General features: G+C 71.6%; 24 protein-coding genes. 11 read left to right on the forward strand and 13 right to left on the reverse strand.

Features of this window, described 5'->3' with window-relative positions; translation table 11 throughout:
* Window positions 1-54 precede the first annotated feature (54 nt).
* Both QSK20_RS24975 and QSK20_RS24980 read right to left on the reverse strand, forming a co-directional pair.
* A complete protein-coding gene (locus tag QSK20_RS24975) occupies window positions 55-1494 on the reverse strand; it encodes a GuaB1 family IMP dehydrogenase-related protein (protein ID WP_285791047.1) in 1440 nt (479 codons plus the stop codon).
* Between the two features lie 115 nt (window positions 1495-1609).
* Window positions 1610-2215, reverse strand: a complete 606-nt coding sequence (locus QSK20_RS24980; protein ID WP_285791048.1) for a LysE/ArgO family amino acid transporter — start codon at window positions 2213-2215, stop codon at window positions 1610-1612.
* A gap of 69 nt (window positions 2216-2284) precedes the next feature.
* On the opposite strand from QSK20_RS24980, the gene QSK20_RS24985 reads away from it, so the two are divergent.
* Window positions 2285-3181 (forward strand): LysR family transcriptional regulator ArgP, encoded by an 897-nt coding sequence (locus QSK20_RS24985; protein WP_285791049.1) that lies wholly within the window; start codon window positions 2285-2287, stop codon window positions 3179-3181.
* Between the two features lie 144 nt (window positions 3182-3325).
* Here the strand turns inward: QSK20_RS24985 and QSK20_RS24990 are convergent, their stop codons facing one another.
* A complete protein-coding gene (locus QSK20_RS24990; protein WP_285791050.1) occupies window positions 3326-5077 on the reverse strand; it encodes an acetyl/propionyl/methylcrotonyl-CoA carboxylase subunit alpha in 1752 nt (583 codons plus the stop codon).
* A 202-nt stretch (window positions 5078-5279) separates the two neighbouring features.
* Between QSK20_RS24990 and QSK20_RS24995 the strand changes: the two genes are divergently transcribed.
* Complete coding sequence (locus QSK20_RS24995; protein WP_285791051.1) at window positions 5280-6239, forward strand: ATP-binding cassette domain-containing protein; 960 nt, start codon at window positions 5280-5282, stop codon at window positions 6237-6239.
* Between the two features lie 18 nt (window positions 6240-6257).
* Entirely contained in the window at window positions 6258-7013 is a 756-nt protein-coding gene (locus QSK20_RS25000) for an ABC transporter permease (protein ID WP_285791052.1), read from the forward strand.
* Window positions 7014-7169: 156 nt separating this feature from the next.
* Here the strand turns inward: QSK20_RS25000 and QSK20_RS25005 are convergent, their stop codons facing one another.
* The 3 genes from QSK20_RS25005 to QSK20_RS25015 form a co-directional block, all read right to left on the reverse strand.
* Window positions 7170-7823 (reverse strand): O-methyltransferase, encoded by a 654-nt coding sequence (locus QSK20_RS25005; protein WP_285791053.1) that lies wholly within the window; start codon window positions 7821-7823, stop codon window positions 7170-7172.
* Between the two features lie 52 nt (window positions 7824-7875).
* Complete coding sequence (locus QSK20_RS25010) at window positions 7876-8550, reverse strand: Maf family protein (RefSeq protein ID WP_502889010.1); 675 nt, start codon at window positions 8548-8550, stop codon at window positions 7876-7878.
* Between the two features lie 137 nt (window positions 8551-8687).
* Window positions 8688-9821 carry a S8 family serine peptidase gene (locus QSK20_RS25015; protein ID WP_502889011.1) on the reverse strand — a complete coding sequence of 378 codons (1134 nt, stop codon included), beginning with the start codon at window positions 9819-9821 and terminating at the stop codon, window positions 8688-8690.
* An 815-nt stretch (window positions 9822-10636) separates the two neighbouring features.
* On the opposite strand from QSK20_RS25015, the gene QSK20_RS32180 reads away from it, so the two are divergent.
* Window positions 10637-10963, forward strand: a complete 327-nt coding sequence (locus QSK20_RS32180) for a hypothetical protein (protein WP_352232313.1) — start codon at window positions 10637-10639, stop codon at window positions 10961-10963.
* A gap of 218 nt (window positions 10964-11181) precedes the next feature.
* On the opposite strand, the gene QSK20_RS25025 is transcribed toward QSK20_RS32180, so the two are convergent.
* Both QSK20_RS25025 and QSK20_RS25030 read right to left on the reverse strand, forming a co-directional pair.
* Window positions 11182-11646, reverse strand: a complete 465-nt coding sequence (locus QSK20_RS25025; RefSeq protein ID WP_285791056.1) for a hypothetical protein — start codon at window positions 11644-11646, stop codon at window positions 11182-11184.
* A gap of 120 nt (window positions 11647-11766) precedes the next feature.
* Window positions 11767-11979 (reverse strand): acyl-CoA carboxylase subunit epsilon, encoded by a 213-nt coding sequence (locus QSK20_RS25030; RefSeq protein ID WP_285791057.1) that lies wholly within the window; start codon window positions 11977-11979, stop codon window positions 11767-11769.
* A 92-nt stretch (window positions 11980-12071) separates the two neighbouring features.
* Between QSK20_RS25030 and QSK20_RS25035 the strand changes: the two genes are divergently transcribed.
* On the forward strand, window positions 12072-14018 hold the full coding sequence (locus QSK20_RS25035) for a serine/threonine-protein kinase (protein WP_285791058.1): 1947 nt from the start codon (window positions 12072-12074) through the stop codon (window positions 14016-14018).
* 104 nt (window positions 14019-14122) lie between these two features.
* Window positions 14123-14380 (forward strand): hypothetical protein, encoded by a 258-nt coding sequence (locus tag QSK20_RS25040; RefSeq protein WP_285791059.1) that lies wholly within the window; start codon window positions 14123-14125, stop codon window positions 14378-14380.
* 110 nt (window positions 14381-14490) lie between these two features.
* On the opposite strand, the gene QSK20_RS25045 is transcribed toward QSK20_RS25040, so the two are convergent.
* Window positions 14491-15246 (reverse strand): GH25 family lysozyme, encoded by a 756-nt coding sequence (locus QSK20_RS25045; RefSeq protein ID WP_285791060.1) that lies wholly within the window; start codon window positions 15244-15246, stop codon window positions 14491-14493.
* 130 nt (window positions 15247-15376) lie between these two features.
* On the reverse strand, window positions 15377-15928 hold the full coding sequence (locus QSK20_RS25050; protein WP_285791061.1) for a Uma2 family endonuclease: 552 nt from the start codon (window positions 15926-15928) through the stop codon (window positions 15377-15379).
* A gap of 112 nt (window positions 15929-16040) precedes the next feature.
* Between QSK20_RS25050 and QSK20_RS25055 the strand changes: the two genes are divergently transcribed.
* The gene (locus tag QSK20_RS25055; RefSeq protein WP_285791062.1) at window positions 16041-16784 is read left to right on the forward strand and encodes a M50 family metallopeptidase; all 744 of its coding nucleotides are present in this window, start codon (window positions 16041-16043) and stop codon (window positions 16782-16784) included.
* A 24-nt stretch (window positions 16785-16808) separates the two neighbouring features.
* On the opposite strand, the gene QSK20_RS25060 is transcribed toward QSK20_RS25055, so the two are convergent.
* Window positions 16809-17279: a GNAT family N-acetyltransferase gene (locus QSK20_RS25060; protein WP_285791063.1), complete on the reverse strand. Its 471-nt coding sequence runs from the start codon at window positions 17277-17279 to the stop codon at window positions 16809-16811.
* Window positions 17280-17393: 114 nt separating this feature from the next.
* Here QSK20_RS25060 and QSK20_RS25065 point away from each other — a divergent pair, with 114 nt between their 5' ends.
* A complete protein-coding gene (locus QSK20_RS25065) occupies window positions 17394-17894 on the forward strand; it encodes a SigE family RNA polymerase sigma factor (protein WP_285791064.1) in 501 nt (166 codons plus the stop codon).
* Window positions 17887-18750, forward strand: a complete 864-nt coding sequence (locus tag QSK20_RS25070; protein ID WP_285791065.1) for a hypothetical protein — start codon at window positions 17887-17889, stop codon at window positions 18748-18750. The genes QSK20_RS25065 and QSK20_RS25070 overlap by 8 nt, the downstream gene beginning before the upstream one ends.
* 138 nt (window positions 18751-18888) lie before the next feature.
* Here QSK20_RS25070 and QSK20_RS25075 read toward each other — a convergent pair whose 3' ends face one another.
* Window positions 18889-20472 carry an acyl-CoA carboxylase subunit beta gene (locus QSK20_RS25075; RefSeq protein WP_285791066.1) on the reverse strand — a complete coding sequence of 528 codons (1584 nt, stop codon included), beginning with the start codon at window positions 20470-20472 and terminating at the stop codon, window positions 18889-18891.
* A gap of 111 nt (window positions 20473-20583) precedes the next feature.
* On the opposite strand from QSK20_RS25075, the gene QSK20_RS25080 reads away from it, so the two are divergent.
* Together QSK20_RS25080 and QSK20_RS25085 are read left to right on the forward strand one after the other, a co-directional pair.
* Window positions 20584-21459, forward strand: coding sequence for a biotin--[acetyl-CoA-carboxylase] ligase (locus QSK20_RS25080; RefSeq protein ID WP_285791067.1), 876 nt, complete (start codon window positions 20584-20586; stop codon window positions 21457-21459).
* Window positions 21460-21576: 117 nt separating this feature from the next.
* The gene (locus QSK20_RS25085; RefSeq protein WP_285791068.1) at window positions 21577-22149 is read left to right on the forward strand and encodes a PH domain-containing protein; all 573 of its coding nucleotides are present in this window, start codon (window positions 21577-21579) and stop codon (window positions 22147-22149) included.
* A gap of 36 nt (window positions 22150-22185) precedes the next feature.
* On the opposite strand, the gene QSK20_RS25090 is transcribed toward QSK20_RS25085, so the two are convergent.
* Window positions 22186-22785: a signal peptidase II gene (locus tag QSK20_RS25090; RefSeq protein WP_285791069.1), complete on the reverse strand. Its 600-nt coding sequence runs from the start codon at window positions 22783-22785 to the stop codon at window positions 22186-22188.
* Window positions 22786-22858 lie beyond the last annotated feature (73 nt).

A 22858-nucleotide genomic window follows, 5' to 3' on the forward strand; every position in this document is an offset into this window, starting at 1 on the left:
CGGTGGCCCGCGTGGTCGATCAGGCCTCGGACGCACCGGTGGGCGGCCCTCCGTTCACCAGCTTGTCGGCAGCGGCATCCCCTCGGTGTAGCCGGCGGTGCTCTGCACCCCGACCACCGCCCGCTCGTGGAACTCGGCGAGGTTACGCGCCCCCGCGTACGTGAACGCGCTGCGCACCCCGGCGACGATCTCGTCGATCAGGTCCTCCACCCCGGGGCGGTTCGGGTCCAGGTACATCCGGGCCGAGGAGATCCCCTCCTCGAAGACCGCCTTGCGGGCCCGGTCGAACGGACTGTCGTCGGCCGTGCGCGCGCTGACCGCCCGCGCCGAGGCCATCCCGAAGCTCTCCTTGTACCGTCGGCCGTCGGCGTCGGTGTAGAGGTCGCCGGGGGACTCGTAGGTGCCGGCGAACCAGGAACCGACCATCACGTTGGACGCCCCGGCGGCAAGCGCCAGCGCCACGTCCCGGGGGTGCCGCACCCCGCCGTCGGCCCACACGTGCCGCCCCAGTTCCCGGGCCGCCGCCGCGCAGTCCAGCACCGCCGAGAACTGCGGACGCCCCACCCCGGTCATCATCCGGGTGGTGCACATCGCGCCCGGACCGACCCCGACCTTGACGATGTCCGCGCCGGCCTCGACCAGGTCGCGTACCCCCTCGGCGGTGACCACGTTGCCGGCCGCCACCGGCACCGCCGGATCCAGCCCGCGTACCGCCCGGAGCGCGCTGATCATCCGTTCCTGGTGCCCGTGGGCGGTGTCCACCACCAGCGTGTCCACCCCCGCCGCCAACAGCGCGGCGGCCTTGCCCCGGACGTCGCCGTTGATGCCGATCGCGGCGGCGATCCGCAGCCGTCCCCGGTCGTCCGTCGCCGGGCGGTAGAGGGTGGCGCGCAGTGCCCCCTGCCGGGTCAGCACCCCGACCAGGCGGCCCTCGGCGTCCACCACCGGGGCGAGCCGGCGGCGCCCCGCCGACAGCCGGTCGAACCCGGTACGCGGGTCCGCGTCCGCCGGCACGGTGTGCAGTTCGGTCGACATGACGTGCCGGAGCTGGGCGAACCGGTCCACGCTCACGGTGTCCGCCTCGGTCACCACCCCGACCGGCCGCCCGTCGTCGTCGACCACGACCACCGCCCCGTGCGACCGCTTCGGCAGCAGGTGGATCGCGTCACCGACGGTGTCGGTGGGCCCGAGCGTGATCGCCGTGTCGTGCACCAGGTGCCGCTGCTTCACCCAGGCGACGACGTTCGCCACCACGTCGATCGGAATGTCCTGTGGGATCACCGCGATGGCGCCCCGCCGGGCCACCGTCTCGGCCATCCGCCGGCCCGCCACCGCCGTCATGTTCGACACCACCAGCGGGACGGTGGTGCCGGTGCCGTCGGCCGAGGACAGGTCGACGTCGAGCCGGGAGCCCAGGTCGGAACGGACCGGCGCCATGAAGACGTCGTTGTAGGTCAGGTCGTGCGCGGGAGCCGCGCCATGAAGGAACCGCACCCGGCCATCATTCCTGTTCGCGGCCGGTCCCGCCGGGTCGGCTCGGTAGGCGACCCGTGCGGTGGCGACTCGTGGGCCGGGCGGTGACGGACCCGGTGGCGCGTGCGGCGGTGCGTCACCCCAGCAGCAGTGCCACCGCCAGCGCGACCATCACCACCGCGACCACACCGTCGAGCACCCGCCAGGCGGCGGGACGGGCGAGCATCGGTGCGAGCCGGTGCGCCCCCACGCCGAGCGCGGTGAACCAGACCACGCTGGCGGACGTCGCACCGACCCCGAACAGCCACCGGTGCTCGTGCTGCTGGGCGATCCCGCCCACCAGCAGCACGGTGTCCAGATAGACGTGCGGGTTCAGCCAGGTGAAGGCCAGGCAGGCCAGCACGGTCGCCCGGAGGGTGGCGGGCGGCTGCTCGGTGGGCACCAGGCGGCCCGGACGTAGCGCCCGGCGGGCGGCCAGGGCGGCGTAGCAGAGCAGGAACGCCGCCCCGCCCCAGCGGATCGCGGTGAGCAGCCCCGGCCGGCCGGCCACCGCCGTGCCCAGGCCGGCGATCCCGGCGACGATCAGCAACGCGTCGGATGCGGCGCAGGTGACCACCACCGGTACGACGTGCTCCCGGCGCAACCCCTGACGGAGGACGAACGCGTTCTGCGCGCCGATGGCGACGATCAGCGCGATGGCGACCGAGAACCCGGCGACGGTCGAGGTGAGTACGGCGGACACGAAGCGAGGCTAGGAGCCGAGCTGCTCTTAAGTCCAATTAATGTTTCTGAGCATTGTTAAGATTTGATGATGAGTGGTCTCGACCCGGCCCAGCTCCGGACGTTCGCCGCCGTGATCGGGGAGGGCAGTTTCGAGGCCGCCGCCGCCCTGCTGCACGTCACCCCGTCGGCGGTGAGCCAGCGGATCAAGGCCCTGGAGGAGACGGTCGGGCAGGTCCTGGTCCGACGGGCCAAGCCGTGCCGGGCCACCACTGCCGGGCAGCCGCTGCTGCGCCTCGCCGGGCAGGTCGCGCTGCTCGAACAGGAGGCACTGGCCGAGGCACGCGCACCGTTGGCCGGTGGTCGCGACCGGGTCCGGGTCGCCGTGGTGGTCAACGCCGACTCGCTCGCCACCTGGTTCCCGGCCGCCCTGGCCCGACTGCCCACGGACCTGGCCTGTTCGTTCGACCTGCGCCAGGACGACCAGGAACACACCGCGCGGCTGCTCCGCGACGGCACGGTGACGGCGGCGGTGACGGCCGAGCGCGAACCGGTGCAGGGCTGCCGCTCCCAACCACTCGGCGCGATGCGCTACCTCGCCCTGGCCGCCCCCGGCTTCGCCACCCGACACCTCGCCGACGGGCTCACTCCGGCAGCCCTGGCCGCAGCCCCGGTGGTCGTCTTCGACCGCAAGGACCGGATCCAGCACCGCTTCGTCGAGACCGTCACCGGGCAGCGGCTCGACCCACCGGTGCACTACGTCCCGTCGGTGCCGGCCTTCGGGGCGGCGATCCGGTTCGGGCTCGGCTGGGGCCTGGTGCCCGAGCAACTCGCCCGGGACGACCTGGCCGCCGGCCACTGCGTCGACCTCGCTCCCGGCCGGCACCTGGACGTGCCGCTGTACTGGCAGCACTGGCGGCTGGAGGCGACCGTGCTGGGCGCGCTCACCACCGCCGTGCACGCCGTGGCCGCCGAATCCCTCCGCTGACCGCCACCACCACTCCCGCCCCAGCTTGCTTTGGTGGTAGCAGGGGTCCCCTGTTCACGCTTTTTGATGAGGAGGGGACCCCTGCTACCACCTCGGACCGGGCAGCGTCGCGAAGGGCTGCTACGGGGACAGGGCTGCGGGCGGTCAGGCGATCGTGCAGATGGCCGAGCCGGCCGTGATCACCACGCCGACGTCTGCGGAGAGCCCGCTGACCGTACCGGCCCTGTGGGCGTGGATCGGCTGCTCCATCTTCATCGCCTCCAGCACCACCACCAGATCGCCCTCGTCGACGGTGTCCCCGTCCGCGACGGCGATCTTGACGATGGTGCCCTGCATGGGGGAGGCCAGCGTGTCCCCGCTGACCGCCGCGCCGGGCTTCGCCGCACCGCCCCGGCGGGCGGGCTTCCGCGTACCCGGCGACGCGGTGGTCGTACCCGCGCCGAGGCCGGCGGGGAGGGTGACCTCCAGCCGCTTGCCGCCCACCTCGACCACGACGGTCTCGCGCTCGGCCGGAGCCTCGGCGGGGCCGGCGGCGGCGGTGAACGGCGGCACGGTGTTGTCGAACTCGGTCTCGATCCACCGGGTGTGCACGGTGAACGGCTCGGCGGTGAACGCCGGATCCCGGACGACGAGACGGTGGAACGGCAGCGCGGTGGCCATCCCGTCGACGACCATCTCGTCCAGCGCCCGCCGGGCCCGCTCCAGCGCCTCGGCGCGGGTCTCGCCGGTGATGATCACCTTGGCCAGCAGCGAGTCGAAGTTGCCGCCGATCACGTCCCCGGCCGAGATGCCGGTGTCCACGCGCACGCCGGGGCCACTCGGCAGGCGCAGCGCGGTCACCGTGCCCGGGGCGGGCAGGAAACTGCGACCCGGGTCCTCGCCGTTGATCCGGAACTCGATGGAGTGCCCGCGCGGGGTCGGGTCTCCGGCGAACCGCAGCTTCTCGCCGTCGGCGATCCGGAACTGCTCGCGGACCAGGTCGATGCCGGCGGTCTCCTCGGTCACCGGGTGCTCCACCTGGAGCCGGGTGTTGACCTCCAGGAAGGAGATGGTGCCGTCCGCGCCGACCAGGTACTCCACCGTGCCCGCGCCGTGGTAGCCGGCCTCCCGGCAGATCGCCTTGGCCGAGTCGTGGATCTGGGCGCGCTGCGCGTCGGTGAGGAACGGCGCCGGCGCCTCCTCGACCAGCTTCTGGTGCCGGCGCTGGAGGGAACAGTCCCGGGTGCCGACCACGATCACGTTGCCGTGCCGGTCGGCGAGGACCTGCGCCTCGACGTGGCGCGGCTGGTCCAGGTACCGCTCGACGAAGCACTCGCCCCGGCCGAACGCGGCGACTGCCTCCCGGGTCGCCGACTCGAAGAGCTGCGGGATCTCCTCCATGGTCCGGGCCACCTTCAGGCCCCGTCCGCCGCCACCGAAGGCGGCCTTGATCGCCACGGGCAGGCCGTGGTCGACCGCGAAGGCCATCACCTCGTCCGGGCTGCCCACCGGATCCGGGGTGCCCGGCACGAGCGGCGCGCCGGCCCGCTGGGCGATGTGCCGGGCGGTCACCTTGTCGCCGAGGTCCCGGATCGCCTGCGGGGTCGGACCGATCCAGGTCAGGCCCGCGTCGATGACCGCCTGGGCGAAGTCGGCGTTCTCCGAGAGGAAGCCGTACCCGGGGTGGACCGCGTCGGCCCCGGCCCGTGCGGCGACGTCGATCAGCTTGTCGACACGCAGGTACGTCTCGGCAGCGGTGTCGCCGCCCAGGGCGTACGCCTCGTCGGCGAGCGTGGCGTGCAGGGCGTCCCGGTCGGAGTCGGCGTAGACGGCGACACTGCCCAGGCCGGCGTCGCGGCAGGCACGGATGACGCGGACGGCGATCTCGCCTCGGTTGGCGATGAGTACCTTGCGCACCTTCGGTGGCTCCTCCCGGGAGGCTACTGCCCGGGAGTGTATCCGCCGCCGGAAGAGCACCCTAACGATCGCTCAGTGTGATACGCCGCAACCGGCCCGGTCCGTACGCTCCGGATCCCCGTCACCCCGCCGGAGCCGGTCTGCTGAACTGGACCGAACCGGTTTCACCGACCACCAAACCGACGAACGGGTGGGAGCAGGCATGATCAGGACCAGAGGACTGCGCAAGTCGTACCGATCCCGGGCGGGTCGCAAGGCCGGGACGGTCGACGCGGTCCGAGGGGTGGACCTCGACGTCGCCGAGGGCGAGATCTTCGGGTTCCTCGGTCCGAACGGGGCCGGCAAGACCACCACGCTGCGGATGCTCGCCACCCTCATCGAACCGGACGGCGGCGAGGCCACCATCGCCGGCGCGGACCTGCGCGCCGACCCCGCCGGGGTGCGGCGTCGCATCGGGTACGTCCCGCAGGGCGGCAGCAGCTGGGACGAGTCGACCGCCCGCGAGGAACTCGTCCTCCAGGCCCGGATGTACGGCCTCGGCAAGGCCGAGGCGCAGCGTCGCACCGACCGCGCCCTGGCCGCGTTCCAGCTCTCCGAGTACGCCGACCGCAAGTGCAAGACCTACTCCGGAGGCCAGCGGCGACGCGTCGAGATCGCCCTCGGTATCATCCACGAGCCGAAGATCGTCTTCCTCGACGAGCCCACCACCGGCCTCGACCCGCAGAGCCGGGCCCACATGTGGGACGAGATCCGGCGGCTACGGGGCGACGGCATGACCGTCTTCATCACCACCCACTACCTCGACGAGGCCGACGCCCTCTGCGACCGGATCGCGATCATGGACCACGGCGAGATCGTCGCCGAGGGCACCCCGGGCGAACTCAAGCGGGAGATCTCCGGGGACGTGGTGGTCGTCGGCCTCGACCCGGCCGGCACGCCGGCCGCGTACCGCCTCTTCGAGGGTGAGGTCTACGTCAACCGGCTGGAGCGCCTCGACGAGGGCGGCCTGCGGCTCTGGGTCGACGAGGGCGCGACCACCATCCCGCAGATCCTCCGCCGGATCGACGGCGCCGGGCTCGACCTGCGCTCCATCGAGCTGCACCGCCCCAGCCTGGACGACGTCTTCCTCACCAAGACCGGCCGCTCGCTGCGCGAGTCCTGACCACCTAGGAGACCGCACATGAAACTCGCCCGCGACACCTGGCTGATCTTCCAACGTCAGCTGCAACTGCTGCTCCGCAACCCGGTCTGGGTCTTCGTCGGCGTCTTCCAGCCGGTGATGTACCTGCTCCTCTTCGCTCCGCTGCTCAAGCCGGCCCTGAATGCGCCCACCCAGGCGGACGCGTACAAGATCTTCGTACCCGGCCTGCTCGTGCTGCTCGCCATCTTCGGCGGGCTGTTCCAGGGCTTCGGCCTCCTCGCCGAATTACGCGCCGGGCTCATCGAACGCTCCCGGGTCACCCCGGTCAGTCGCCTCGCCCTGCTGCTCGGCCGCTCCCTGCGGGACGTGGTCTCGCTGCTCGTGCAGGCCGTCATCATCACCCTGCTGGCCCTGTTCTTCGGGCTCAGCGTGATCCTCGGCGACCTGCTCCTGGCGTACCTGATGCTCGCCCTGATCGCGCTGATGACCTCGGCCGTCTCCTACGGCGTCGCGCTGAAGGTACGCAGCGAGGAGGCGCTCGCCCCGCTGATGAACACGGTCGCCCAGCCGGTGCTGCTGCTCTCCGGCATCCTGCTGCCGCTCACCTTCGCCCCCGGCTGGTTGCAGGGCATCGCCAAGTGGAACCCGTTCTCCTGGGCGGTCGAGGGCACCCGCGCGCTCTTCGCCGGTGACCTCGGCAACGACCGGGTCTGGCAGGGGCTCGGCATCATCAGCGTGCTGACCCTGCTCGCCGTCACCTGGGCGGCCCGCGCCTTCGCCCGCAGCGTCCGCTGACGCTGGGTTCTGGTGGGTTCTGGTGGGTTCTGGTGGGTTCTGGTGGGGTCGGGGTGGTCGGGGTGGTCGGGGTGGTAGCAGGGGTCCCCTGCAGTCGTTTTCTGCCGAGCAGGGGGCCCCTGCAAACACCCACGGAAGTCGGCGCCCAGCCGAAGTTCAGCGCACCCGGGCGAGGGTGAGACCGTCGGCGACCGGCAGCATCACCAGGTCCACCCGGACGTCCGCCAGCACCTCGTCGTTGAACGCGGCAATCGCCCGGTCCGACTCGTCCTGCGGGGCGAGCACCCGGCCGCCACGCAGCACGTTGTCCACCGCGATCAACCCGCCGGGACGCATCCGGGGCACCAGCTCCGACCAGTACACCGGATAGCCGACCTTGTCCGCGTCGATGAACGCGAAGTCCAGGTAACGCTCGTGCTGCAGGTCGTGCAGCCCGTCGGCGGCCGGACCGATCCGCAGCTCGATCCGGTCGTCCACTCCGGCCCGCGCCCAGTACCGCCGGGCCACCGACGTGTACTCCTCCGAGATGTCGAAGCAGGTCAACCGCCCGCCGTCGGCCAGACCCCGGGCGATGGCCAGCGAGGAGAGGCCGGTAAAGGTGCCCACCTCCACCGCCTGACGCGCGCCCAGCAGCCGGGTCAGGAACGTCAGCAGGGCCGCCTGCTCCGGGGCGACCTGCATCTGCGCCTCGGCCGGCAACGCGGCCCGGGTCTCGTCGACCAACTCGCGGACGACCTCGTCCGGCGGGGCACCATGGGCGACCAGGTATTCGTGCAACTCGTCGGTCAGCGGCAGCGACTTCACACTCATGACCGGACGCTAGCCGAACCGCGCGCCCCGGCCCGCCCCGACCCGCTGCTGGTCAGGGCAGCGACTTCACCGTCTGACCGCCCGGCGCCGGCTGCGTCCACAGGTCGGTGACACTCAGCTCCAGCTCGATCAACAGGTTGCGCAGCAACGGCATGGAGAGCCCCACCACCGTCCCCGGATCGCCCTCGATCCGCTCGACGAACGCCCCACCCAGGCCGTCGATGGTGAACGAACCCGCCACCGCCAGCGGCTCACCCGTCGCCACGTACGCGGCGATCTCCTCGTCGCTGATCTCGGCGAAGTACACGGTCGTCGCCGCGACCGCCTCCACCCGACTCTCCATCGTCAGGTCCATCAGGCAGTGTCCGGTGTACAGCACACCGCTGTTACCGCGCATCCGCTCCAGCCGGCGGGTGGCGTCCGCCGCGTCGTCCGGCTTGCCGAGGATCTCGCCGTCGAAGGCGAGCACCGAGTCACACCCCAGCACCAACGGCCGGTCGCCGACGGCCGGACGCAGCCGCTCGGCCACCGCCGCGGCCTTGAGCCGGGCCAGCTCCAGGCACAACTCCTCCGGCTGGTCGGTCTTGACCTGGGACTCGTCGACTCCACTGACCAGTACTTCCGGTTCGATACCGGCGGCCTGGAGAAGCTTGCGGCGGGCGGGGCTCGCCGAGGCGAGCACGAGGCGAAGTGTCTGGTTCGGCACGCCCGGGAGGGTACCCACCAACCGCCAACGGCAGTTCGCCGGCACGCCGAAAAGCCGTGCTGACCTCCGTTGCCGCCCGCTTACCCATTGGTGCTGCCGGCCGGCACCGTCGTACTGACAGTTCATTGGGTGATGCGATCCCGTCCAAGTGCCGCCGGTCAGCCACCCGCCGGTGGGGGCGCCGCGTCGCTCCGCCGACGCCGTCGGGCAGCCAGCGCCCACGCCGCACCCCCGCCGAGAGCCGCCAGGCCACCCGTGGCGAGCAGCCACCCGACCGGACCGCCGCCACCAGCCTCCGGCCCGGCCGTCGTCGTGGTCAACGAGGCGTCGGCCGGAGCGCTCACCGTCGGCGATTGCGCCGCCAGCGGCGGTACGTCTGCCGTCAGCGCCGCCACCAGGTCGATGACGCCGTACCCGTACTGGTCGTCCCGGCCGGGCGGGCCCTTGTCGATGGCGGTGGCGGTGAGCCGGTGTACGACTTCCGTGGCCGGCAGTTCCGGGTACCGAGACCGAATCAACGCCACCGCTCCAGCCACGATCGCGGTGGAGTTGGAGGTGCCGGTGCCCTTGCGGTACTTGCCGTCCATGCTGGTGCTGTAGATGTCGGTGGCCGGCGCGACCACGTCGATCTCGCGGCCGGTCACCGAGACGGCGGCATGGTTCCCTTCCCGGTCGACCCCACCCACCGCAACCACCCCCGGATGCCGCGCCGGATACCCCACAACGAAGTCCTGGGGGTGGTTCCCCACTCCGGCAACCACGACGATGTCTGCCGCGAGCGCCATATCAACCGCTTCGCGAAGAAGTGTGCTGGACCCACCGCCGGCAGAAATGCTGATGACGTTGGCATTGTGTCGGACGGCGTACTCGACACTTCTGGCTAGTGCCTCTGCTTCGCCGTGTTCATTGGGTGACGAGTAGTAGATGGGCAAAATCTTTGCCCTCGGGGCGATCCCGAACGCGCCGTTATCGCCGCCTCTGCCATGGGCGGCAATTAGGCCAGCCATGCCAGTCCCATGACCGTCCCGGTCTTCTCGACCGTCGCCCGAGCCGCCAGCGATGGCGTCAGTACCCGGCAGCAAGTTGTCACGTAGGTCGGGATGCGGATCGACGCCGGTGTCCGGCACGGCCACGATTACATTCTCACCCTGGGTGATTCGGTGTGCTTCGGCCGCCTTGAGAAACCGCAGGTGCCACTGGTCGCCTCGGATGCGATCTGCGTGCGCAGGGAGAGTTGGCAGAACGACGGCTGCGGCCACGGCGAGCGTCGCTAGTGCGGTGCGTGATTTCAACGGTCAAGGCCGATCGCCGGACCCGGATCGATTGGACCTTCCTCGTCCGGCGGTCGAACGATCGGGTCCACACCTCTAGCGGTCTCCCACGGGTTGTCGGGATCCCAGCGGCGCGGATTGCCTTCGTCTTGCTCGCGTCGACCTGACTGACTGGCGAGCCCGGGCGATCCGCCGTAGGGACCCATGCCATGCATACCGCTGATGGAGGGTCCACGCCCAGAACCTGGCCGCGATCCTGCGCCACCTGTGGGAGCGGTACCTGCGCCACCGCCACCGATTACACCACCGATTGGGTTCACCCTGCGTGCTGTGGGTGCCCCCGGCGCGGGTTGACCGAGTCCCATCCCTGGCGGTCCACCGATTAGACCACCTGGCGGCATCGGCCGAGGAGCGGTCGGAGTGCCGCCGCCGTGAGGCTTGCTCACCGGACCGGCCGTACTGCTCTTACCCGGTGCGCTTATTGCACCCGATGGCGGCCCGGAAACTGACGGAAAAGGCGGTATCGCACCAGGGCCGACGCCCGGATGGGGCGGTGGTGTCGAGGGTGCGATCGGAGGCGTCGTCGGGCTTCCCTGAGGTGGCAACACGCCGGGGCTGGCACCACCGAGGATGGGGCCTACATTACGAGCGGCTGGTGTCGGAGCCGGTCCAGCCGCCCTTGCGGGTTGGCTTGTTGGACCGGACTTCCCAGAAGTCCCCAGCGGTACCGGCACGATGGGCGGGATGGCTGGTGGGGGATTGCCTCCATAAACGTCGGGGTTCGATGGGTCGAATCGGACCACCTTTGGTGCTGGCGGGGGTGGTTTGAGCATGGCTTGGGCCTGTTGAAGTTCGCCGCTGAGGCCATACATCAGGGAACGGGCCTGGCCGTTCAACTGCTCCAGTTCGGCATCGGTGACCGGTGGTCGGGCGGGGATGGCCCGTCCGACCCGGTGCAGCGGACGCTGGTCGAGCGTCGCCTCGTACGCCTGCTTGAGCCGTACCTTCTCGGCGTACCGGTCGTGGAGCTTCTTCAGTTCGGTGCGGGTGCTGCCGATGGCGGTGGTGGCGGCGGAGAGAGCGGTGTAGTTGGCGACCGCGGCGTCGTGCGTCTGCTGGACGGTGTCGATGAGCTGGTCCAGTTCGGCGAGATACGTCCGTGAGGCGGCGCTCTTCTCCGGCGGCCACGCCTGGGCGAGCCCTCGTCGGTACTCCCGGAGCCGGCTCAGGTGGGTCTGTGCCAGCTCGCTGGTCTTGCGCCAGCCGGCGACCTGCCGCCAGTGGTTGTCGGTCTGGTGGTCCTGGATGGTGGCCCACATGGTTGCCACGTCCATGTTGTGCCAGTTGGTCAGGCCGGTCGTCGGGCCACCGCCAGGGTCGATCATGGCAGTACCTCCGGCGAGGTGGGCGCACCGGCCGGATCCGGCACGGTGCGTGGGGGCGGAGGCGGGTCACCGGGGGCCGGCATCTGCCCTCCGCGCAGCGCCCGCTCGACGTCCTGGACCTGTGCCCGGGCGAACGCGTCGCTGCCTTCGTACCGCTGACTGATCGTGCCGGCGGCGTGGGCGAGGCCGCCGGTGTAGCTGGCGACGTCGTAGACCCGGTTCGTCGAGTCCTGCTGGACCTGCTGGTGTGCGGTGAGAAAGTGAACCAGCTCGATGAAGGCGTCACACGGGTCGGGCAGCTTCACTGACATGTCGTCCGCGATGTACGCCAGGTGGGGCGCGTAGTTGCGGCGTACCTCGGCTTCCAGTCGGGTGGCGAACTCCCGCATCTGGCGGATGTCGGCCTCGATGTCGCCGTAGTCGCGTAGCCACTTCGGTCCGAGGTCTTCCTCAGGGATCATCGGCCCTCCCGCCCGTCACAGCCCGGTGCCCCTGAGTGAGGCTAATCGTTCGGTGCGACGGCGGGCAGTCCCACGCGCGGTGGATCTGGTCACTCTATGTCAATGCATCGATACGCTTCGTCAGTGCGGTAGGCCGGAGGTGCGCCAGGCTCCGGGGCCGGCGGCGGGGGTGGCGGTGCCCGGTCGGCCGCTGCGTGCCCAGGTGGACGGGGTGGTGGGGGCGAGTGCGGGGGCCGGACGGTACCGGACGAGGATCGCGCCCACCAGGGCGGCCAACTCCTCGGCGGTGGGAACTCCCCGGACCACCCGGAACTGAGGCTCGTCGGCAGACATGTTGTCAAGGGTACGCGTCGTCGAGTTGACCTATCCCGCATAGTGGCGTGCCGGCGGTGTGAGGGTCGGCCGCTCCGGGTACCGTCTCGGCAATGTCGAACGCGCTTCCCCAACTCGTCGCCAACCGATACCGGCTCATTTCGCCGCTCGGTCAGGGCGGCATGGGTCGGGTCTGGAAGGCGCGCGACGAGGTGCTGCACCGGGACGTGGCGATCAAGGAACTGGTCCCGCCGCCCAGCCTCACCGACGAGGAACGTCGGGAGATGCGCGAACGTTCGCTGCGGGAGGCGCGGGCCATCGCCCGACTGAACCACATCAACGTCGTGCGCATCTTCGACGTGCTGCGTACCGACGGCGACCCGTGGATCGTCATGGAGTACGTCCCGTCGAAGTCGCTTCAGGACACCCTCGCCGAGGACGGGCCGGTGTCGGCGTCGCGTGCCGTCGAGATCGGTCTCGGGGTGCTCGGCGCGCTCAAGGCTGCGCACAAGGCCGGCGTGATGCACCGGGACGTGAAGCCCGGCAACGTCCTGCTCGGCGACGACGGCCGGGTGGTGCTGACGGACTTCGGGTTGGCCACCATCCCCGGCGACCCGAACGTGACCCGGACGGGCATGGTGCTCGGCTCGCCCGCGTACATCGCACCGGAGCGCGCCCGGGACGGCACGGCCGGCCCGGAGGCCGACCTTTGGTCGCTGGGCGCGACGCTCTACGCGGCCGTGGAGGGCAAGTCCCCGTACGCCCGGCCGTCGGCGATCGCCACCCTGGCGGCGCTGGCCACCGAGCCGATGCCGCCGCCGAAGAACGCCGGTCCACTGAAGCCGGTCCTCAACGGGCTGCTCCGCAAGGACCCGGCCGAGCGGATCGACGCCGAGGTGGCGGAGCGCATGCTGCGCCGCGCGGGCGGCAAGCGCAGCCGGGGCATCTCACTGCTCGACGGGGTACGCCGTCCCGGCCCGAACGGTCCCCGTGAGCCACGTCCTCCGGTGGTGCCCGGCCCACGCCCCGCCGAGCAGGGCGGCGACCGCTCGGCTTCCTCGTCCGCTGCGGCCGTCGCGGGGGCTGCCGCCGTCGGTGCCGCCGGCAGCGACGCCACGGTGAAGGCCACCACGTCCGACGTGACCGGCTCCGGTGACGACGCGACGGCGAAGGTCGCCGCCCCGGGGAACGCCTCGTCCACCTCGGACGCCGCGCCCACCGCTGTGGTGCCGGCCGACCAGGGTACGCGCGAGGAGCCGCCGACCCGGCTGACCCCGTCCGCGCAGAACCCGACCGCCGTGATGTCGGCCCCGGTGAGTCCGCCGCCGACGTCCGGGCGGGCCGCCGTGCCGCCGTCCACCGGGGCGAAGCCGGACAACCGTCGCCGCAACCTGCTGATCGGCGCGCTGGTGGCGGTGCTGCTGCTCGCGGTGGTGCTCGTCGTGCCACTGCTCAACGGCGACTCCGACGACCCTGGACCGGGCCCGCAGACCGGCGGTACGACGGATGCCACCGGCCAGCCTTCCACCGCGCCGACGAGCGCGTCGGCCCCGGTGTCGCCGACCACGCCTCCGCCCAGCCCGACCCCCAGCCCGAGCGCCTCCGGAGGCGTCACCTTGCCGGCCGGCTGGAAGATGCACAAGGACCAGGCCGGCTTCGAGCTGCCGTTGCCGCCGGGCTGGGTGCGCCGGAGCTCCGGAAGTGACACGGTCATCTTCGACCAGACAAACGGCGTGGGCGAACTGCTCATCCAGTGGACGCCCAGCCCGAAGTCCGACGCGTACGCGGACTGGAAGCGCCTTGAGCCGGCCCGCAAGAACTACGTCCGGGACTACGAGTATCTCAGCATCGAGCGGTGTGACTTCTGGAAGACCTGCGCGGACTGGGAGTGGCTGGAGACCCGGGACGGCACCCGGATCCACGTCCGTAACCGGGGTTTCGTGACGGCCAGCAACCGGGGGTACGCCATCCGCTGGGAGGTCGCCGCCAGCGAGTGGGAGCAGAACCTCGACGAGTTCGACCTGATCGCGAAGGGTTTCAAGCCCGACCGGCAGGACTGATCCGGCTGCCCCAGCCCTGGGAATCGTGCCGGTGCGACATTCGTTCGCATGACTTTCCGTCGAACGGGGTACCTCATCCGTGACGACGGAAGGAGGTACGACCGATGGGTTACCGACGGAAGGCCACGAAGTCCTCGGTGGCACTGTGGATGCTCGTCGCCCTCGGCGACGCCGTCCTGCTCCTCGCGAGTGTCGGCATCTCGGCGCTGGTCGCCCTGGTCAGCGTCGTGGCCATCGCCGCTACCGTGGTGGGCGGCCGGATGGTGCTGCGGCGCGGCACGTCCGTACCGGACAGCGTGTCCGCCGCCGAGGGTGTCTCGGTCCCGGTCACCGTGCCGGTCACCCGGCACCGGGAAGCCTGAGGCGCGGAGTCGGGACCACCGGGTCGGCCGGTGTCGGCGTACCGCCTCGGAACGTGGCGCGGCCGGGCGGGCCGCGAGGCGCGGTGCCACCCGGCCGGGCGCGGTACGGCTCAGGGGGTGTTGTTGGCCAGCGCGATCAGGCGGTCGCGGGTGCCGTTCCAGTGGTTCCGGTCGACGCCACCGCTGATGCCGGAGACGCTGCCCGAGTCGGTGTACTGCCAGAAGCTCCAGACCGAGGCGCCGGCCGGCAGCGCGCCCGGGGTGCTCGACCAGCGGGCGAGCCACAGCGGGTGGTTGGCCCAGGGGCCGGTCCAGTTGCCGGTGCACTGGTTCCACCAGCTCGTGGTGGTGTAGATGACCGCGTAGCGGCCGGTGCGCGAGCGGTAGGTGTTCAGGAAGTCCTGGATCCAGTTGCGCATGCCGGTGGTGCTCAGGCCGTAGCAGTAGCCGCCGCTGTACGGGTTGGCCTCGACGTCCAGGGCGGCCGGCAGGGTACGGCTGTCCGCCGACCAGGCGCCGCCGTTGCTGGCGAGGTAGTTGGCCTGGACCGCGCCGGAGGAGATGTTCGGCCGGGCGAAGTGGTACGCCCCACGGATCACGCCGGCGTAGTAGGCGTTGGTGTAGTTAGCGTTGAACTGCGGGTCCTTGTAGCTCGTACCCTCGGTGGCCTTGATGTAGGCGAACTGGATGCCGGCGTTGCGGACGCTGGTCCAGTTGATCGAGCCTTGCCAGTGTGAGACGTCGATGCCAGGTGTGGTGGCCGCAGCGGCCGGGCTCGCGGTGGCGACCAGGCCGGCGGCGGCGGTGGCGAGAGCGGCCAGGCCGGTGGCGAGCATCCGGCGCAGGGTGAGGCGGCTACGCGACATGAGGCTTCCCTCCCGAGGTGTCCGTTATTGACAGACATCATTGAAGGAATCCGCCCGGGATTGCAATACCTGTTAAAAGATTTGCCGGAGGGTGCTCGGTGCTCGGCACCTGACGGCGAGCGAACCGAGCTCAGCGCAGGGACGCCGGGTCGAGCGAGAGCGGGAAGGGCGTGGCGAGGGTCAGGCGCTCACCAGCCTTGGCCACGGCATGCTCGACGTAGTGCGTGCCGTCCAGACGGAACAGCCGCAGGGTGTGGCTGTCGCCCTCCGGGTCGACCAGCAGGTACCAGGGGATGCGGGCGATTGCGTAGAGCTGCATCTTGAGCACCCGGTCAGCGGCGGCGTTGCCGGGCGACACGATCTCTCCGACCAGAGTGACCTCGGCCGCCTCCACCACCGAGCCCTCGTCGTCGGTGTCCGCGACGACCAGGTCGGGGATCGCGATCCGATCCGTGCCGAGCCGGACGTTGACCGCCTCGAACACCATGAGTCCCTGCTGCTCCGCGGCAGTTTCCAGGATGTTCGCCAGGCGCCGGGACACCAACTGGTGCCGCTTACTCGGGGCAGGGCTCACGATCAGGCTCCCGTCGAGCAGCTCGATCCGGTCAGGGGTCTCGGCCATGGCGAGGTACTCCGCCTCGGTCCACGGGCCGACGTGCGGCTCAAGCGGTGCTGCGGTCATCCCGGTCACCTCCAACTCGGGTCGTCACCGGGCCAGTTTCCCATGGTCAGCCGGCCGGGACCGGGAAGCGGCGGGGTGGCGGGGGTGCGCCGGGGCGGTAGGCTGCCGGCCCATGACGCCGATCGACGGACTGGGCAGCCTGTGGGACCGGCTCCTCGGCGCGCAACCCGACCCGCCACCGTGGCTCGTCCTCGCCACCGCCGCCGTCGCGCTGGTCGTGGTGTCGACCCGGCTGCCCTGGCGGGTCGCCCGCAACGCGATCACCATCGCCCACGAGGGCGGCCACGCGCTGGCCGCGCTGCTGACCGGCCGCCGGCTGCACGGCATCCGGCTGCACTCGGACACCTCCGGGCTCACCCTCTCAGCCGGACGGCCCACCGGCCCCGGCATGATCCTCACGCTGCTCGCCGGGTACGTCGCCCCGCCGCTGATCGGGCTCGCCGGGGCGTGGCTGCTCGGCGGCAACCGGATCACCCTGCTGCTCTGGGTCGCGGTGGCGCTGCTGCTGGCCATGCTGGTGATGGTGCGCAACGCGTTCGGCGTGGTGTCGCTGGTCGTCACCGGCGGGCTGGTGCTCGCCGTCTCCTGGTACGCGTCGCCGCAGGTGCAGGCGGCGTTCGCGTACACCGGGGTCTGGTTCCTGCTGCTCGGCGGGGTGCGCCCGGTGGTGGAGCTGCAACGGTTGCGCGGCCGAGGGCGGATGCCCGCGTCCGACGCCGACCAGCTCGCCGGACTGACCCCGTTCCCGGCGTTCCTCTGGGTGACGTTCTTCGCCCTGGCCAACCTGGTCACCCTGCTGGTCGGGGCGGCGCTGCTCGCCGGTCCGGTGCTCGCCGACGTCAACCTCACGCCGTGACGGTCGCGGACGTCGGAACAGAGGTCAGGACCGGCCCGGCCGCACCATGATGTGCCCGGTGGCGGGGAACGCCTCGTTGCCCGCCAACCGGCCGGTCTTCGTCTGCTCGATCCGGAAGCCCTCGGCGAGGTAGAGCGCCAGGGCGCCGTCGTTGCCGACCAGGACGGTCAGCTCGACCGGCCGGTCCTGCGCCGAGGCCAGGGCGTGACGCAGCAACGCACGGCCGTGCCCCTGCCGGTAGCGGGCCGGGTCCACGTACAGCCAGGTGATCTCGTCGTCGGCGAACGCCACGAAACCGACGACCTCGCCGGACTCTTCGGCCACCCAGACGTCGCCGTCGAAGAACCCCTCGCCCTCGGCGATGTCGGCCAGGGGAAGGAAGGCGGCCACGTTGGCGCCGTCGCGGAGCTCGTCCAGCCGGGCGGCATCGTGGATCCGGGTGACCGCCGGCCAGTCGTCCGGACGGTACGGGCGGATGACGCGCTCGGTCGGCATGCCCTGCATCGTGCCGCCACCCCGGTGTCGCGTGCAGGTCATTTTCCGCCGCGACCGGCAACCGGGCCGGTGCCCGGGAGCGTGTCACCTGGGAGTGGCCACGGGAGGTGACAGGTGCCCGACGTCGACGGGTTCGACGAGTTCTACCGGGGGAGCCGGCAACGGCTGCTCGGGTTCGTCTACGCGCTCACCGGCGACCTCGCCGAGGCCCAGGACGCGGTCCAGGAGGCGTACGTGCGCGCGTGGCAGCGCTGGTCGACCGTCGGCCGGTACGACGACCCGGAGGCCTGGGTGCGGGTGGTCGCCAGCCGGATCGCGGTGAGCCGCTGGCGCAGCCTGCGCAGCCGCGCCCGGGCGTACCTGCGGCACGGGGCCACCGAGGCCGTTCCCGCCCCGAACACCGACACCGTCGAGGTGGTGGCCGCGCTGCGCCGGCTCCCCGAGGAACAGCGCACCGCACTCGCCCTGTACTACCTGCTCGGCATGCCGGTCGCCGAGGTCGCCCGGGAGACCAACGCCCCGGTCGGCACGGTCAAGGCCCGGCTCTCCCGGGGGCGTACCGCGCTCGCCGGACTGCTCGCCGTCACGGATCTGGAGGAGGCCGCCGATGCGTGAGCACGAGCCCACCCTGGCCGACCGGCTCGCGGTCGACCTGGCAGCCGTCCGCTGGCCGGAGCCGGCGGAGATCCGGGCGCGTGCCCGACGGCGGACCCGCCGGCAGGTGGCCGGGGCAGCCGCCGCCCTGGTGCTGGTGGTGGGGAGCGTCGCCGTGCTCCGTCCGACCGGTGGGGCCGAACCACCGCCGGTTGCCGTACCGGTGGTGGATCCGGGAGCGCGCGGCGAGATCCCGCCGGAGGCGCTGCTGCAACCGGCCGACCTGCGGGAGCGGTCCGAGCCGCCGCTGACCGCGTCGGATCTCGGCGAGTCGATCCGCCTCGATGATCACCTCGGCGCCTGTCGGACGGACCAGGGCCAGTCGACGCGGTGGGAGACGTCGCTCTGGTCCCGCTCGCAGGCGATCCTTCGGGACCGCCCGGGCGGTGACCACCCCCCCAGCGGCCTGTTGGTCGGCCAGGACATCTACCGGGTCACACCCGAGGTGGCCGGACGCTTCTTCCAGGGTCTGGAACAGCTCATTGCCCCGTGCGCCGCGTGGCGCTCGGTCGGCCCGATCGAATGGCAGGGCCGGACGATCGACGCGGAGGCGGTGCACAACTGGGCGCTGGCGGACCGCGACTTCGTCGGCGACGAGGCGGCCCTGCTGCGCCACTCGGTGTCCCAACCCCGTGACCGGACCACCGGGAAGCCGCTCGGCGAGATGTCCCCGTCGACGACCAGTCTGGCGATCGTCCGGGTAGGGGACCTGGTGACCGTGATCGTGCCGGGACGCTCCATGTCGGATGACGAGTTGCGGCGGCTCGCCCGGGTCGCCGCCACCCGGATGTGTCCCTCCGCGAACCCGTCCTGCTGACCACTGGCTGCTCCGGACAGCTCGGGGAGAGGCGGAGCGCCCGGCTCGGGTGGTAGCAGGGGACCCCTGCTACCGCTTTTTGAGTAACAGGGGACCCCTGCTACCACCCGACAGCTACCCCAGCGAGCAGAACCGCCGCTAGAGCGGGATGTTGCCGTGCTTCTTCGGTGGGAGCGTCTCCCGCTTGGTGCGCAGCATCCGCAGCCCCCGGACGATCTGGGTGCGCGTCTCGCGCGGCGGGATGACCGCGTCGACGTAGCCCCGCTCGGCGGCGATGTACGGGTTGGCCAGGGTGTCCTCGTACTCGGCGATCTTCTCGGCGCGGACGGCGGCCGGGTCCTCGGCGGCGGCCAGCTCGGCGCGGTACAGGATGTTCACCGCGCCCTGTGCCCCCATCACCGCGATCTGCGCGGTCGGCCAGGCGAAGTTCAGGTCCGCGCCGAGGTGCTTGGAGCCCATCACGTCGTACGCCCCGCCGTACGCCTTGCGGGTGATCACGGTGACCTTCGGGACGGTGGCCTCGGCGTACGCGTAGAGCAGCTTGGCGCCCCGGCGGATGATGCCGTCCCACTCCTGGTCGGTGCCGGGCAGGAAGCCGGGCACGTCCACGAAGGTCAGCACCGGGATGTTGAACGCGTCGCAGGTGCGCACGAACCGGGCCGCCTTCTCGGAGGCGGCGATGTCCAGGCAGCCGGCGAAGTGCATCGGCTGGTTGGCGACCACGCCGACCGGCCGCCCTTCGACCCGACCGAAGCCGACCACGATGTTCTGCGCGTAGAGGGGCTGGACCTCCAGGAACTCCCCGTCGTCGAGGACGTGCTCGACCACCCGGCGGATGTCGTACGGCTGGTTCGCCGAGTCGGGGATCAGCGTGTCGAGTTCCCGGTCCTCCTCGGTGACGGTCAGGTCCGCCTCGACGGGGAAGGCCGGCGGCTCGTCCAGGTTGTTCGCCGGCAGGTACGACAGCAGCGCCTTGACGTAGTCGATCGCGTCGTCCTCGTCGCTGGCCAGGTAGTGGGCGTTGCCGCTGCGGGTGTTGTGGGTACGTGCCCCGCCCAGCTCCTCCATCGCCACGTCCTCGCCGGTCACCGTCTTGATCACGTCGGGGCCGGTGATGAACATGTGCGAGGTCTGGTCGACCATCACGGTGAAGTCGGTGAGCGCCGGGGAGTAGACCGCACCACCCGCGCACGGCCCCATCACCAGCGAGATCTGCGGGATCACCCCGGACGCGCGGGCGTTGCGGAAGAAGATGTCGGCGTACAGGCCGAGGCTGACCACACCCTCCTGGATCCGCGCGCCACCGGAGTCGTTCATGCCGATGATCGGGCAGCCGATCTTCATGGCCAGCTCCATCACCTTGACGATCTTCTGGCCGAAGACCTCGCCGAGGGAGCCGCCGAAGACCGTGAAGTCCTGCGCGAAGACGCAGACCTGCCGGCCGTCGACGGTGCCGTACCCGGTGATCACGCCGTCCCCGTACGGGCGGGTGCGGTCGAGGCCGAAGTTGGTCGAGCGGTGCCGGGCCAACTCGTCCAACTCGACGAAGGAACCCTCGTCGAGCAGCAGTTCGATCCGCTCCCGGGCGGTCTTCTTGCCCCGCGCGTGCTGCTTCTCCACGGCGCGCGCCGAGCCCGCGTGCACCGCCTCGTCGACCCGTCGCTCCAGGTCCGCCAGCTTGCCGGCGGTGGTGTGGATGTTGGTCCCGGTCTCGGTAGTCACCCTGGGAATATAACGATGGTTCAGGTGGCGTGCCGGTGTGCACTTCGCCTCACGTCCGGTCGTCCGCGTCCGCTCCCCGGCGCGTCGAGGACGGGGCCGTAGGCTGGCGGGATGCCGGGCTCCCCGTACACCGACCTGGACCGACCGCCGCTGAGCGCGGCCCGGCTGCGGCGCGCGCTGGTCGCGCCGTACGGGCCGTGGCGGCGGTTGGAGCTGCGCGCCGAGACCGGTTCCACCAACGCCGACGTCGCCGAGGCCGCGCGGACCGGTGAGCCGGAGGGCCTGGTCGTGGTCGCCGAGCGGCAGACCACCGGGCGGGGCCGGCGCGGCCGGGTCTGGCAGTCGCCGCCCCGGGCGGGCATCGCGACCAGTGTCCTGCTCCGGCCCGGCGAGGCCGCCCCGGAGCGCGGCTGGTCACCGGTTCCCACCACCGGGTACGGCTGGCTGCCGCTGCTCGCCGGGGTCGCCCTGGTCGAGGCGGTGACCCGGTTGGCCGAGCTGGACGCCCGGCTGAAGTGGCCCAACGACCTGCTTCTCGACGACGCCAAGTGCGCCGGGGTGCTGGCCGAGGCGGTGCCCGGTGGCACGCTCGCCCAGCCGTCCGCGGTCGTGCTCGGTGTCGGCCTCAACGTGACGCTCCGCGCCGACGAGTTGCCGGAGAACCCGACCGGCCTGCCCGCCACCTCGCTGCAACTCGCCGGTGCCGCCGCCACCGACCGGGACCCGCTGCTGCGGGCGCTGCTCCGGGCGGTCGCCGACTGGTACGACCGCTGGCGGTCCGCCGGGGGGGACGCGGTCACCAGCGGACTGCGCGACGCGTACCTGGCCGCCTGCGGCACGATCGGGCGCCCGGTCCGGGTGATCCTGCCCGGTGGCGAGGAGCTGACCGGTACGGCCACCGGCGTCGACGCCGACGGGCAGCTCCTGGTCGACACCGTGCGGGGGGAGCGCAGCCTCGCCGCCGGGGACGTCCTGCACCTGCGCTGAGGCGGCGGTTTCCACCGTCCGTACGAACGTCCGACCCGTGCCGTCCGGCCGGTTGCCGCGCGTACGGGCGGCGGCAGGCTACCGTCAGCGCGTCGGTGTACCTGCGAGGAGGTTCGTGTGGCGTTCCCCGATGACGTCCTCACCGAGGACGAGGAGATCGTGCTCCACCTGCACCCGCACGGGAAGGCCCTGGTCCGACCCGTTCTGGTGCTGGTGCTGAGCGTGGCGGCGGTGGTGGCCGCCTGGATTCTCCTGCCGGACGGCGAGGCCGGCCGGATCGGTCTCTACCTGGTCGCCGGGCTGGCCGTGGCGCTGGCCGTGGTGTTCGCGCTCGTGCCGTACCTGACCTGGCGCAGCACGCACTACCTCTTCACCACCGAACGGGTGCTGCTCCAGCAGGGCATCCTCTCCCGGGAGCGACGGGACATCCCGCTGGGCCGGATCAACGACCACTCGATGAACCAGCGGTTCGTCGAGCGGCTCTTCGGCTGCGGCACGCTCACCATCGAGTCGGCCGGGGAGCGCGGTCAGTCGGTGCTGGTCGACGTGCCCGGGGTGGAGCAGGTGCAGACCCGGCTGTACGAGTTGGTCGAGGCGCACCACGACCGGCACTCGGTGGGCGACGGAGAGTTGCGGGAGATCATGGCCGACATGCAGGACGGCCGCCCGCTGCGCGACCCCACCGCCTGACCGCGACCCGGTGGGCGTGCGTCGTGCCCGGCTCGGCTAGCGTTCGACGCCGGGCACGACGGTCGGCTCCGCCGTCTCGGCGTCCTCCGGCCGCATGGTGGTGCCCAGCGCGGTGAGGAGGAGGAACATACCCGCCCCGACGACGATCGCGATGTCGGCCACGTTCCCGATGAACCAGTCGAAGTACGCGATGAAGTCGACCACGTGGCCCTGGCCGAACGACGGCTCGCGCAGGAGCCGGTCGCCGAGGTGGGTCGTCGCCCCGCCGAGGATCAGCCCGAGGGCCAGGGCCCAGGCGAGGGACCGCACCCGCCACGAGTACCAGAGGCCCGCGACCACGCCGATGGCCGTGGCGATCGTGAAGATCCACGTCGAGCCCGCGCCGATCGACAGGGCCGCGCCGGGGTTGTAGATGAGCTGGATGCCCAGCGCGTCACCGAGCACCGGGGTCCGTTCGCCCCGGGTGAGAGTGCTCTCGGCCCACAGCTTGGTGAGCTGGTCGGTGACGACCACGACGAGTGCCGTGCCGCCGGCCAGCCAGGGAGCACGGCGCGTCCACCGCTGCGTCCGGGGCGCGGGGGCCGGTGCGTCACCGGCGACCGGTGGCGACTCGTCGGTCGCGGATTGCTCGCTCATCCCGGCAAGTCTCTCACGCGATCGTGACTCCGCCGACCGACGTCAGCCGGCCCGGACATGAGGGGCACCCGCC

It is taken from the genome of Micromonospora sp. NBRC 101691 (genome assembly GCF_030269285.1).
Classification (GTDB): domain Bacteria; phylum Actinomycetota; class Actinomycetes; order Mycobacteriales; family Micromonosporaceae; genus Micromonospora; species Micromonospora echinospora.